The 13,573-nt window shown below is 36.1% G+C and carries 13 protein-coding genes and 1 other annotated feature; of the genes, 9 read left to right on the top strand and 4 right to left on the bottom strand.

Features of this window, described 5'->3' with window-relative positions:
* Positions 1–64 precede the first annotated feature (64 nt).
* From MY533_RS10595 to MY533_RS10610, 4 genes are all read left to right on the top strand, one after another.
* Positions 65–1,264, top strand: a complete 1,200-nt coding sequence (locus MY533_RS10595) for an AI-2E family transporter (RefSeq protein ID WP_132362410.1) — start codon at positions 65–67, stop codon at positions 1,262–1,264.
* 362 nt (positions 1,265–1,626) lie between these two features.
* Entirely contained in the window at positions 1,627–2,154 is a 528-nt protein-coding gene (locus tag MY533_RS10600; protein WP_248719096.1) for a TetR/AcrR family transcriptional regulator, read from the top strand.
* A gap of 71 nt (positions 2,155–2,225) precedes the next feature.
* Positions 2,226–3,425, top strand: coding sequence for an MFS transporter (locus tag MY533_RS10605; protein WP_248719097.1), 1,200 nt, complete (start codon positions 2,226–2,228; stop codon positions 3,423–3,425).
* Between the two features lie 786 nt (positions 3,426–4,211).
* Complete coding sequence (locus tag MY533_RS10610; protein ID WP_248719098.1) at positions 4,212–4,682, top strand: NUDIX hydrolase; 471 nt, start codon at positions 4,212–4,214, stop codon at positions 4,680–4,682.
* 31 nt (positions 4,683–4,713) lie between these two features.
* Here MY533_RS10610 and MY533_RS10615 read toward each other — a convergent pair whose 3' ends face one another.
* Positions 4,714–5,889 (bottom strand): aminotransferase class I/II-fold pyridoxal phosphate-dependent enzyme, encoded by a 1,176-nt coding sequence (locus tag MY533_RS10615; RefSeq protein WP_248719099.1) that lies wholly within the window; start codon positions 5,887–5,889, stop codon positions 4,714–4,716.
* A gap of 221 nt (positions 5,890–6,110) precedes the next feature.
* Between MY533_RS10615 and MY533_RS10620 the strand changes: the two genes are divergently transcribed.
* Positions 6,111–6,926 carry a hypothetical protein gene (locus MY533_RS10620; protein WP_248719100.1) on the top strand — a complete coding sequence of 272 codons (816 nt, stop codon included), beginning with the start codon at positions 6,111–6,113 and terminating at the stop codon, positions 6,924–6,926.
* A 47-nt stretch (positions 6,927–6,973) separates the two neighbouring features.
* Here MY533_RS10620 and MY533_RS10625 read toward each other — a convergent pair whose 3' ends face one another.
* The gene (locus MY533_RS10625) at positions 6,974–7,768 is read right to left on the bottom strand and encodes an enoyl-CoA hydratase/isomerase family protein (protein ID WP_132362390.1); all 795 of its coding nucleotides are present in this window, start codon (positions 7,766–7,768) and stop codon (positions 6,974–6,976) included.
* A 366-nt stretch (positions 7,769–8,134) separates the two neighbouring features.
* Between MY533_RS10625 and MY533_RS10630 the strand changes: the two genes are divergently transcribed.
* From MY533_RS10630 to MY533_RS10645, 4 genes are all read left to right on the top strand, one after another.
* Complete coding sequence (locus MY533_RS10630; RefSeq protein WP_248719101.1) at positions 8,135–9,010, top strand: tyrosine-type recombinase/integrase; 876 nt, start codon at positions 8,135–8,137, stop codon at positions 9,008–9,010.
* Between the two features lie 102 nt (positions 9,011–9,112).
* On the top strand, positions 9,113–9,685 hold the full coding sequence (locus MY533_RS10635) for a hypothetical protein (protein WP_248719102.1): 573 nt from the start codon (positions 9,113–9,115) through the stop codon (positions 9,683–9,685).
* Positions 9,686–9,907: 222 nt separating this feature from the next.
* Positions 9,908–10,172: a binding site (T-box leader), on the top strand.
* A gap of 63 nt (positions 10,173–10,235) precedes the next feature.
* Positions 10,236–11,453: an MFS transporter gene (locus MY533_RS10640; RefSeq protein WP_248719103.1), complete on the top strand. Its 1,218-nt coding sequence runs from the start codon at positions 10,236–10,238 to the stop codon at positions 11,451–11,453.
* An 83-nt stretch (positions 11,454–11,536) separates the two neighbouring features.
* The gene (locus MY533_RS10645) at positions 11,537–11,950 is read left to right on the top strand and encodes a GNAT family N-acetyltransferase (RefSeq protein WP_248719104.1); all 414 of its coding nucleotides are present in this window, start codon (positions 11,537–11,539) and stop codon (positions 11,948–11,950) included.
* Positions 11,951–12,126: 176 nt separating this feature from the next.
* On the opposite strand, the gene MY533_RS10650 is transcribed toward MY533_RS10645, so the two are convergent.
* The gene (locus tag MY533_RS10650) at positions 12,127–12,747 is read right to left on the bottom strand and encodes a sterol desaturase family protein (RefSeq protein WP_248719105.1); all 621 of its coding nucleotides are present in this window, start codon (positions 12,745–12,747) and stop codon (positions 12,127–12,129) included.
* Positions 12,748–12,774: 27 nt separating this feature from the next.
* Positions 12,775–13,452, bottom strand: coding sequence for a GntR family transcriptional regulator (locus MY533_RS10655; RefSeq protein WP_248719106.1), 678 nt, complete (start codon positions 13,450–13,452; stop codon positions 12,775–12,777).
* Between the last annotated feature and the right edge of the window lie 121 nt (positions 13,453–13,573).

Raw genomic sequence — 13,573 nt, forward strand, 5'->3', positions numbered from 1 at the left:
TTTTTCGCAAAATCCAACATTATCCTGTACTATATGGATATAGGATTTGTATTGGGGTGAGTAGATGGAGAAAGAAAGACCAAAAGAGCGTTCGAATTTCTTTTCAACGAAGTTCATTCGCTTTTTAGGTGGTAAAAACTTATTTTTTACACTGATAATTTTATTATTGTTAGCATGCGTTATTTTTATGTTCCAAAAAGTTTCCTTTATATTTACCCCGCTTAAAGTTTTATTTGAGGTAGTTATTCTACCGGGGGTACTTGCCATTATTGGGTATTATTTATTACGCCCAATCGTAGGGCTATTCGAAAGATGGCGCATCCCAAGAGTTTGGGGTATCTTTCTTCTATACATCATTTTGATTGGTATTATTACGTTATTAGTAGTACTTGTCTATCCGTTTTTACGAGATCAGTTTACTAATTTAGCGCAGGAATTCCCAGGGTATTTTATGGCTTTTACACAAAATATTGCTGATTTCCTGAACAATGCACGTATTAACGAGTACCTAGATAAAATTAATTTAAACTATGATGCAATGGTGAAAAATTTTACTACGGATATGGTGGAGACAGTAAAAGATACGGCTGCGAATTTAGCGCAAGGCGTGGCTTCGGGTATTACTGGCTTTGTTTCAGCCTTAACAGGAATTGTTCTGTCATTAGTAACGGTGCCATTTATTTTATTTTACTTACTTAAAGATGGCGAAAAACTACCAAACTTTATTTTAAAAATATGCCCGCCACGTATGCGTAAAGAAGTACACGACATTTTCCATGACATGGACAAGCAAATAAGTTCCTATATTCAAGGGCAAATTTTAGTGTCAATGTGCATAGGTGCCATGGTGACAATTGGCTTTTTAATTATCGGTATGAAATATGCTTTATTGCTAGGGTTCCTTGCTATGATTACGAGCGTTGTTCCATACTTAGGTCCAGTTATCGCCATTACTCCAGCGGTCATTATTGCTCTTGTAACATCACCATTCATGCTTATTAAGCTAGCCATAGTGTGGACGGTCGTACAGTTGATAGAAGGGAAATTCATTTCTCCGCAAATTATGGGTAAATCACTTAGTATCCATCCAATAACAATTATTTTCGTGTTATTAACGGCTGGTTCTTTGTTTGGTGTACCGGGTGTTATTTTAGGTATTCCAGGCTATGCTATTATTAAAGTGCTTGTGACACACTTATTCAAGCTATTTAAACATCGATACAATCGATACGAGGATGAAATACATCAAAAATATGATGTGTAAAAAAGGACAGCTACTGCGAGCAAGCAGTAGCTATTTTTTTATATGGTTATATTAAAAGTTGGTTCTATTGTGATTAGCTTTAGCAATTACATCAATGTAATTTTACCAATATAATCATAAGTGGCATATACAAACGGTAGGGTAGGATGCAGCCCCTGCCGTTCATAAATGTTTTTATAATTCTGAAGGGTAAAGCTCACCGCATATATGTCGGTAAGGCAAGCGGAGAAAATTTTGATTTGAGTCGAAAAAATAATACTGGACTAATCGTTCCGGAAATATTATAGTATTCTTATTGAAAGGAGGAATTTACCATCGGACGTTCAAAAGAGTTTGACAAGGAGCGTGTACTCTATAAGGCAATGTTAGTATTTTGGGAAAAAGGGTACGATGCAACAAGTATACCGGATTTGTTAAAAGCTATGGAATTAAGCAGATCAAGTTTGTACGAAACTTTTACGGACAAACAGACACTTTATATTGAGGCAATACACCAATACAAAAAATTCAATCAAAATAAACGCAACCTCTTGGTAAATGCACCGTCTGCGAAAGTCGGAATACAGCAGTATTTTGATTGGCATATTTCTTCTGCATTTGATGATGATTTGCCGAAAGGATGCTTGCTTACAAAAGCAAGCATTGGCTTGGATTCACCGGATGAACAACTAAGCCAATTGATACGAGACAGCTTTGAGGAATTAGAACAGGCTTTCTATGAACTATTAAGTAAAGGACAGCAGACGGGAGAAATCGACGCAGAGAAAGATATTAAGGCTTTATCACATTTATTGCTTAATCTAAATCATAGTATCAAAGTAGTATCCAAGGTGAAAAACAACAAAAAAATTATTTATGACATGATGAATACTGTAATTGCGATGCTATAAATAATTTTTTTTGCGATTTCCGGAATGATCGTTCCGGAAATACGATCAAAAAATCTGAGGGAGAGTTTTTTATGAGTTCAATCACAAAACCAAAAATAGAGAGACCTGATTCATCGTGGATTATACTCATTCTTGCCATAGCTTGTGGCGTGATTGTAGCTAATCTTTATTATGCGCAGCCTTTAGTAGGACCCATCAGTTCTACACTCGGATTATCTTCCGGGGCAGCGGGCCTTATCGTCACGCTGACTCAAATTGGTTACGGAATCGGATTGTTATTTATCGTTCCTCTGGGAGATATCCTTGAAAACCGAAAACTTGTTGTTACGTTATTGCTTTTCACTGCAGTCGTGTTGGCGATTGCTGCGGTAGTTAAAAGCGCTACGTTATTTCTTGTAACTTCACTGTTTATCGGATTAGGCTCAGTCGCTGCTCAAGTACTAGTACCGTATGCTGCTCATCTTTCGCCCGAAGCCACACGCGGCCGTAATGTGGGTAATGTTATGAGTGGCTTGTTACTTGGAATCATGCTAGCTCGTCCAATTTCAAGTGTTATGACGGAGTTTATGGGCTGGCGGGCCATATTCGTCTTTTCCGCAGCGATAATTTTTGTTCTGGCACTTCTATTAGTAAAGTTACTTCCTACAAGGCAGCCGATAACAACAACACAATATCCAACACTGCTGAAATCGATGTTGCATTTACTCAAAACGACACCAGTTCTGCAACGTAGAGCTTTCTATCACTTTTGTGTGTTCGGAACTTTTAGTTTATTCTGGACAACTGTTCCTATGTTATTAACAAGTCCAATTTTTCATTTTTCCCAAAAAGAAGTTGCGCTGTTCGCATTGGTTGGGGTGTCTGGGGCCGTCGCTGCACCTGTGGCAGGCCGTCTTGCTGATAAAGGTTGGGTTAGACCAGCTACTGGAATAGCTTTAGCTTTAGTTATCATTTCCGTTATGCTACCCCTTATGATCCAAAGCGGCTCGATATTTGCTTTAGTACTTTTGGTAGTTTCGGCCATTCTTTTAGATATGGGGGTTTCTGCTAATCTGGTTCTTGGTCAACGCGCTATTTTCTCATTGGGAGCCGAGTTTCGAAGCCGACTAAATGGTTTATATATGGCCATATTTTTTGGTGGCGGCGCTATAGGTTCTGCGACAGGAGCATGGGCATACGCTATGGTTGGCTGGAAAGCAGCATTATTGATTGGAATAGCTTTACCGACCATTGCGATGATTTATTATGCGACGGAGAAAAAAAGTAATTGAACAAAAGTGTAGATGGTTGAAAAGATGAAACCAACAAGTTTGACACGCTTATGCTACAAAAATTTAAACTGTTTTCTAAAAGTTCATTTCTCAAAATAAACGTATTAAAACGTATTAATTGGAAGACGTACTATAATTAGTGCGTCTTTAGTTATTTATACGAAAATATTCTTTTCTAATTTGCTATTTTTAACATATCATCTACCATTCCCATTATATTCATCTTTAGCTTTTCTAAAATGCTAGTTGATAAGCAATTATCAGCCGAGCATTCAGCAATTACTCTATTAACATTCTTAAAAGAAAACCCCCATTCTATTATTTCTTTACGGCCTCTGTTGCGGATCCTTAGGATTAATCCCATACTCTAATTCAACTAGATTTTCGAATTGTTGAAAGTCGCTTGTTCCCGATGATGGAAACTATGGTAAACTTAGGTTATTAGAATTTTCCGTTTAGAAGAATGATAGACTACCAAAAGTGTATTTAAGAGAATTAATTCTTAATGATGATGAAGAACGTTACCATCTTTATTTAACAGCAACAAAACAGCTTTGTGAATCAATATTGAAAGCAGCTGGCATTTTTTTAATGACAACAACGTCTTGATATTACAGAAAGCCAATTTTCAAGATCTACTTGAATATATAAATGTTCCTCAATAATGGGCTTTAAAAATTTGATTGAATCAACACAAAAGTAGACTGGAGACTATAAATCTGTAAAAGTCCCAGACAGTTTTAATGAATAAGAGCGTTTAACAAAATTTAAAAAATGGAGGGTTTTATGGGCTATATTAAGGATTTGCGTAAAATAGTTGGAACTAGCCCCTTAATTATGTGTGGTGCTTGCGTATTAGTCATTAATCATCGTCAACAGGTTTTAATGCAGCTTCGGAAAGATAACGGGTGTTGGGGGTTAATTGGGGGTTCAATGGAACTAGGGGAAACATTAGAGCAAGTTGCCCATCGAGAATTATTCGAGGAAACAGGACTAACTGCTAAAAGTCTACAATTAATCAACACGTATTCCGGACAAGAATTTTATTATCAATATCCGCATGGTGATGAAGTTTATATCGTTGTTACAGCATTTGAATGTAAAGAATATAGTGGTCTCCTTGTTCATGATCCAAATGAGGCAACAAAGCTACAATTTTACGCTTTAGATGATTTACCTAAAAATATTAGTCCTCCTGATAGACCGATACTTGAGGATTATATCGTAAACTATAGAAAAAGCCCTTCCAACCATTAAAGTTAGAAGGGTTTTCATCTTGTTTATATGTTTATTTCTGTGATGTAATTTGCACTTGTGCTAAACGATCAACAGCTTCCTGCAACAATTCTTTCGGTTGTACTAAAGCTAAACGTAAGTAACCTTGTCCAGCTGAACCAAATACTGTACCAGGGACTGTCACGATACCAGCTTGTTCAATTATTTTAAATGCAAGCTCTGTGCAGTCAATATCGTACGGATATTTTGCCCAGACAAACATGCCACCGTCAGAAGGGGCTGCATCCCATCCTAATTCACGTAAGCCGTTCATTAATGTTTTATGGCGCTCTGAGAATATTGTACGTAGGTTTGCTGTAATTTCCTCTGCGTTATCAAGCGCTACGACCGCAGCATCTTGAATTGGTTCGAAAATACCGAAATCTAAATTTGATTTTAATTGTTTTAAAATCGAAATCATCTCGGCGTTACCCGCGATATAAGCGATACGTGTACCAGCAAGGCTAAAGCTTTTCGATAATGAGTTAATTTCCATCCCGACTTCTTTTGCTCCAGGAGTAGATAGGAAGCTAATCGGGCTATCACCTGTAAAGTAGAACTCAGAGTATGCCGCATCATGTAGAACGATGATGTTATATTTTTTTGCAAATGCAATGACTTTTTCAAAATAGGCTATTGAAGGCATTGCAGGTACCGGGTTACCTGGTAAATTTAGAATTAGTAGCTTAGCTTTTTGTGCAATATCTTCAGGAACAGCATCTAAGTCAGGTAAATAATCGTTGTCAGCTGTTTGAGGCATATAGTAAGGTGTTGCCCCTGCTAGATGAATTCCTGCATCATAGGCAACGTAAGCTGGATTTGTGGATAATACGATATCTCCTGGATCACAAAAGGCGATTGGTAAATGTACTAATCCTTCTTGAGAGCCAATTGTTTGAATGATTTCAGATGCGGGATCTAAATCTACATTGCTACGACGTTTATAATAACGACTAACTGCATCATAAAAACGTTGTGTGCCTGTTAAGGTATAGCCATAGGATTCTGCTAAACTGGCTCTATACGATAAATGCTCGCGAATTTTTGCGTCTGGGGGAAGGTCGGGGCTACCTAAGCTTAAATCAATGATTTTCATGCCTTTAGCTTCCTGTTGTTTAGCATGATTTTTTAAATCTCCGAAAATTGCTTGTTTAAATAATGACATTTTTTTAGATGGTACGATTTTCAAACTAGTACACTCCTTATAGTTGTATAACAGAATAGTAGTTCACATTTTATCATACTAAAGCACATAAAGGGAAAGTTATTCTGAAAAAAGAATATATTTCTAAATAAAAGAAGATGTTTGCCTAGGCTAGCGGAAATGATTTAACTTATGTTGGGAATAATAATTTTAACGGAAAAAATGATAGGTTTCTGCTATCATGAAATAGAAAGGAGCTGTATAACATGAACGTATATTCTTTAAGTGGCCCAAGTGGAACAGGGAAAAGTACAAGCGCACTTGTTTTCGCCCATAAAATTGGGGTAGAGGCACTTATTGATGATGGTCTTCTTATTATCAATGGTGTGAAAGTAGCGGGTATTTCCGCAAAATTTGAAAAAAATACGATAACAGCTGTTCGTCGAGCTATTTTTACAGATGATACACACTGCGAGGAAGTTAAAAACGCACTCGATACATATAAGGTACAGACAATTTTACTGATCGGCACGTCCGATAAAATGACAAAAACGATAGCTCGACAGCTAGAGCTTGGTCCTATCGATAAATATTACTATGTTGAGGATGTGCGTTCCCAAAAAGAAATTGCAAAAGCGCGCTTTATTCGACAGACGCAGGGGAAGCATGTAATGCCTATACCGTATCGACAAGTTGAGCAAAACTTTTTTAAACGACTCGTTCAAAAAGGGATCGAGATTTTCTCGTCAAAGCGTGAAAAAATAGGGGAGACGACAATTGTTCGCCCTGATTTTCAACAAGAGTATATCGATATTAGTAAACATGTTTATGTGCAACTACTAACGTATTGCTGTGTAAAGCAAGATAATGTACAGAAAGTCGAGCACGTACATTTCGTATTAGGAGATCTAGCGCAAGCAACGATTACATTGCAGTTAAAGCTACCTATTCATTATTCCTTACCAGATCGATTGCATACATTACAAAAAACGATACAAGAGGAATTTCATAAGCATTTTGGTTATGAATTAGATGCCATTCATCTTCACATTAAGTCGGTAGCGTTAAAGCGAAAAGACTAAAAACAGGTACCTCCATTCGCTAATGGGCGAACAGAGTACCTGTTTTTTTATGTTGATTGACGTGTAAATTGTGGCTGACGTTTTTCTACAAAAGCACGGCAGCCTTCCGCAAAATCCTTTCCGACAAACGGAGTTGAGCCTTGCCATAATGTGGGTACACTGTCCACGCATTCTTGAACAGATTGCTTCACAGCCAGTAAAGATTCAGGTGACATCCCTGCAACAAGTTTACCCATGCGAATCATGTATTTATTTAAATCTTTTTCAGTTACTAAATAGTTAAGCATGCCAATCTTGAAGGCTTCTTCAGCTTTAAACATACGACCAGTAAATACTAAATCCTTCGTCGTAGAAGGGCCAACTAGTTGAACTAAACGTTGTGCAAATTTGTTATTTAAAGTGATCCCTAATTTACCGACAGGGATACCGAGCTTTGCTTTTTCAGAGCCGATGCGAATATCACAAGCTAGCGCAAGCTCTAAACCAGCACCCATTGCGGGACCATTAATGACGCCAATCGTTGGAATCGGTAAACGCTCAATTGTGGATATCGTTTTTTCCATATGTACAAATGCTTCTTCGGCTTTTTCAAGGGATATGGCGTTGAATTCTTTAATATCAGAACCTGCCGTAAAATTTTCACCAGAGCCGCGTAAAATCAATACTTTGTTTTTCGGATTATTTAATACTTGTAAGGCGATTTTTGCCAATTGATCCCACATATTTGCTGTTAGTGCGTTTTTAGCCTGTGGGCGATGGATCGTAATTATTGCTAGCCCAGCCGTTTCTTGATAAATAATTTTTGCGTCTTCTGCTTCAAGTCGAGTTGTTTTTACTTGCATACTTGAAAAGCCCCCTACATGTATAGTTGATACTCTTATTATATAACACAAACAGCAATAAACACTAAATTATACGAATTTTCATGTAAATTAGCCCGGTTATACAAGAATAGGGTCATTTTAAAGAAATTGTCCTACAACAATGTGCGGAAAATTACTATTGTAAGAAAACAAAAGATGTGGGACACTGCTATAGGATCATTTGTTTCCTCATTTTGCAAGAAGCATTTGAACACGGGAAGCGGGATCATGTATTAATACTACAGATTATCCGACATTATATTTTAAATAAATGAATTATAACTAACGCTCCAAAAATATAGTAAACTACAATAAAACACGCACAGTAACTAAGGGGGTCACAAGATGGTCACACTAGTGGAAGCATGGAATAGCTATTTTTTACTTTTAAACTCTTTGAAGAAAAGTGCGGCTACGAAAAAACAATACAATATAGATGGACAGCAATTTTTAGCGTTTGCTCATGAGAACAACTACTTGTATGTAGATCAGCATTTAAAAGAATTGTTATATATATATAGTAATTATTTGAATGAGACCTACGCAAATGTCAACACGTTTAATCATAAAATTGCTACTTTACGGGGTTTTGTTGACTTTGTCTTTTTAAGAGAGTGGGTAGAGCCCTTTGACTATGAGGGCATTTTACAGCCAAAAAAGCGACAAAAAAAGGCTTTGAAATTACTGACGAAGAAACAATTGCTGCAAATTGCGAATGTCTGGCCAACTTATTTTCAATACGCTAAAACAAAGGAGCATGCTTGGCTAGCAAGACGTAATGGCTGCATTGTCCAACTACTCATGGAAACAGGATGTAAGCCAGCAGAGCTTGTCTGTATGAAATGGTCTTATATTGATTTTGAATCTTCGGTAGTTTTCATTGCTAATCAAAACGGGCGTAGAGCAATAAAGCTTTCTCCAATTTTAATGGGCATGTTGGCGCACTATAAAGAGGCAACTGAGGAATTACATGAAGATAAGCTAGGAGAATGGGTTTGGGTAAGCGAGGCGAGTCAATCAAAAGCTATCTCAACAAAAACAATTGAGCGAATTTTCCAAACTATTTCGAAGGATATCGGTACAAATGTGCGAGCTACGGATTTGCGCTATACCGTCATGCAAAAGGCTTTTAAAAGTGAAAATACAATCGAAAGTATTCAAGAAAAGATGGGCTATGTACGAAAATGGGTGCTTACTGAAAGACAGGGACGTTTTGAATAAAGATGGATATTTGTTTCGTCTGTATTGAATTGATAGTAAGCGTGTACAAAAAATAATGGAAAATAAGGGCACGCTTTCTGATTATTTTTTAAGGAGGTTATCATGGATTACTTTAAAAGTAGGGAATTTGAGAAACATAGAAAAAATACATATAGCATTTTAGAACAAATACCTATTGCTAAAAGCCCGGTTGGGTGGACTTTTAGGGGTAATTTTAGTATTAGTGGTTTTGAATATTTTGGGTTTGATGAATCATCCGACTTATTACTTGTTGTATCTAGCGATGGTAGAGGGATTATAGATTTAGCAAAAGCAGAAAAAATTTCTCGAGATTATTCAGATGACTTTGATTTAGATGAAACTTTGTTAATTTGTAAAGGTTTCGACGTTTTAGAAGACAAATCGATTAAATTGGCAGGGAAATATGGTGGGAGTATACTGCCTATCAGTAATAAATTCGGGGATAGTTTACAAAGAGTATCTCCTCTTTATCCTTGTGAAGATATAATTTATCAACCTGCCTTTGAGGACTGTTTGATCGAAGGACACAATAAAAATTGTGTTCGCATTTATAAAGGTTTTTTGTATTGCTATGGATTTTCATTTAGTGGAAATTATTTTGTAATTGCAGATGACGGCGGTATTTTATTTTGGGAGAGAAATAATGTCGTATAACTGATAATATACACATTTATTAGAGTATAGCAATCGCCTCTTGTGCTAACGAAACATTAGTCTAATAAGAATAGTTGTGGTAATGCTTGAAGGAAATAACTTTTTAACATCAATCCTTTAAATGCAAATAATTCTGTATTTACAAGGGAAATAATATTAGTAGTCCTACTTTTTTGTATTGAATTTTAGTTTGAGATAGTATAAAATTTACAAAATTGCATATAAAAAGCTGTGAAAAGAAGAGTAAACATACGTACTATCTACAGAGACCTCTAGTAGCTGAAAAAGAGGGATAGGAAATGTGTTGAACCAAGCCTTTGAGCTGTGTATAGGATTTGTTTATTGGAACAATGATGATGCAACGTATTCTCACGTTATAGAGATAGAGTATCGCAGGTGATTTATTCACAAAGCCGTACTCGATAAGGTTTCTGCAGCAATGTAGAAATGAAACTGGGGTGGCACCGCGATATGACTCGCCCCCAAGATAAATATCTTGGGGGTGAGTTTTTTATTTTGTTTTTAAAAAAATAAAATAGGAGTGGTGATTATGTCCAGATGGAAATATCCTTTAATACTATTAGGAGGAATAGGCATTTCAAATGTGGGTGCATGGGTTTACCTAATTTCACTGAATTTAATAATATTGAACGAAACAGGTTCCCCGCTTGCAATTGCTTTATTATATATACTAAGTCCAATTGCAACTATATGTTCTAATGCTTGGTCAGGTAGTTTAATTGATCGGGTAAATACACGGCGACTTATGATGGGATTAGACGCTTTCCGAGCAATATGTATTGCGTTAATTCCATTTTTACCTTCACTTATTTATGTTTATGTACTAGCGTTTATCATTAATATGGGAAGTGCTATTTTTCAACCTACATCTATGGTTTATATGACTAAACTTATACCAGAACAAGATCGGCAACGCTTTAATGCACTACGTAGTTTTATCAACTCTTGTGGTTCACTAATAGGTCCTGCTATTGCTGGAATTTTATTTTGGATGGGTACTCCTTATATTGCCATTCATATAAATGCAGTAGCTTTATTTATTTCAGCATTTATTATAATGATGCTGCCTAATGTTGATTCAAGACTCAAAGAGATAGAGGGGCAAAGATTTACATGGGATATGATAAAAAGTGATGTTCGAATTGTTTTTAATTTCAGTAAGGACAATATCTATGTTACAAAAATATATGTATTATTTTGTTGCACTACTCTATTCATGACTGCAATAGATTCTCTCGAGGCAGCATTTGCTAAAGGCATTCTTTCAATATCAGACACCAATTATGGGTTTTTATTAAGTGTCTTTGGAGCTGGAATAATAATAGGCTCAATTATTAATTCTGTATTTTCAAAACAACTTGCAGTTAATCATTTAATAGGTATTGGTACCATTTTTACTTCACTAGGTTATATAGTACTTTACAGTTCGAGTGGCTTTATTAGTGCAGTGCCTGGTGTATTTTTAATCGGTTTTGCTGTAACGTTTGCAAATACAGGGTATTTAACTTTCTACCAAAATCATGTCCCCGTGACGATGATGGGAAGATTCGGAAGCATCTTTAGTGTCATTGAAGCAGGTTTCATTGTTGCTTTCACGGTTTTACTAGGTTTAGCTGCTGAATTAACTTCGATCCGTCCTGTGGGGTTAATTGGTTCATTTTTCTTCTTCTTATTAGGATTATTGGCATTAAAAGCTGTATCAGGTGCAAAATGGCGGAAATATTTTAAAGAAGGTGTTCTTCTTTAAACAGTTAATTAAAAAAGGGCAAAAGTGATGAATAAAGGTATTAGGAAACTTATTAATTAAAATCGTATAAAGGGGGAGAATAAATGAAATACATTGAATCTGAAAAAGTCACTGAAGAAGAAAAAGAACATATTTTTCAAGAGTTATTAAAATACAATCTTAATAACATTGAAGATAAGTTAGTAAAAGATATTGGTCTTTTTGTAGACGATGAAGAAGGAAATAGAGTTGCGGGGTTGATTGGTGATACACATGGAAATTGGTTAGAAGTAGAGTATTTATGGGTAAGTGAAAAACTCCGTGGACAGCATATTGGTACGGAATTGATGCGTAAAGCTGAGAAGATTGCTATTAATAGAGGATGCAAATATGCCTTCCTCAATACTTTTAGTTTTCAAGCACCTGATTTTTACGTGAAGCTAGGCTATAAAGAAGAATTTGTACTCAATGATTATCCGCTAACGGGTAAGCGATACTATTATACAAAAAAACTTTAAGATTCAATTGTAATGAGAACGCTGAATAAGGTTAGTTTATTAAAGCAGACCGAGGTGATTAAGTAGAGGACTATTCTCATCTAAGGACTTGTGAGTAAAATCACAGGTCCTTTTGTTATACTTCCTCAATCGCTCCTACAGCGCCTCCTACAAGGCATATTTTTTCATTCTATTTTCTAGTTGTCGCCGCGTTTCTCTAAATTTTTAGCAGTTTTACTTTGCTCAACATCCTTTTGTTTTTTATAGGTGCCCATGAGAAAATCATAGGCTGGGTTCGTAACACCATACCAGTAATTTTCATTTTTAAAATGATGCCATAAATGAACTTTTTTCATCCAACGTCCCCATGGAGATATTGGTCGAAGGGGGCGGTGAGCGATATAATGCTTCCATTCATAAAATAATAAAAAGAGCATGATGCCTGCAATAAATGCGTTTGTCATTACAAAGCTAGATGAAAAAATATAAAAAATGGCTGCTGCAATTGCAATGTTCGGCACACTATACCATAAAGGTAAAAATAATAAATGTAATTCATTCGGCTTTGAATGGTGGTCGTAATGTAAACGTTTAAGCATTTTTAACAAAAATGCACTTTTTGGTGGTTTCAGATGAAAAAGAAACCTATGTGTAACATACTCAGCTAAGGAATACATAATCATTCCTAGAATAAAAGCACCTAAAATTCCGATAGACGTTAAATGTAGAATCATCAATCCAAAACTAATAAGGAATAGACAGGTCATGATTAATATATCAGGATAGGAAAAATATTCTTTAAAATATTTCAATTTCATTTATCACGCCTCCAGTATTCGTTATTTTTATCTATCTTTCCAAAGTGCTAAGCTTTTCGCCATGGTTGACGTAGACAGCCTTTCTGCTTCCATTGCATCCCCCTTTAATGCAGCGTTTAATAAGTCGTGGTAATAGTCGAAGGACAACACACGATGTTCTTTTACAGAAAAATATCTTTTTGCCATATCCATATAAATGGAATCGAAGCTATTTAAAATGAGTAGAAAGATGGGATTGATTGCAAGGCCAGCACAACTCTTTTGCAAATCCCAATCAAATGCTGCATAGCTTTCAGCACTATCTTTAAGCTGCTCTAGATTGGCAAGGAGAGCAACTACTTTAGGCTGATTAAATGTGACAGCATCACGAATATAAGTCGGAGCCAAAGAACTTCTTAATTCTAATAAGTACATGATAAATTCATCTGTAATGGTATGATGATTCTCAATAATATTAACAAGTGTCGTTAGATTCCCATTGCGCCAATAATCATTTACAACCGCAGGCATTCCTTTTTTCCCTGTTATCCATCCACCCCTTCCTAAACGTTGAAGAGCCTCCCGAATAGTTGGTCGACCAACACCTAATTTTTTGGCAAGCTCTCTTTCCGGCGGTAAAGTACTTCCTACAGAATAAACGCCAGCCAATATCGATCTAATTAATTCAGTTTCAATTTTATCTGAGGAGCGTTCCTTTTCTTTCAAATCCTCGCCTCCTTTGCTTTGTGGTAATACAAATTAAATACAGTGGTAATACCAAAAATTATATATCTAGTCTGAATTTTCTGTCAATGATATTTATAAAAAGGATTATCAACAAGCCAGT

The sequence above is a fragment of the Lysinibacillus sp. Ag94 genome (assembly GCF_023242215.1).
Lineage (GTDB): Bacteria > Bacillota > Bacilli > Bacillales_A > Planococcaceae > Lysinibacillus.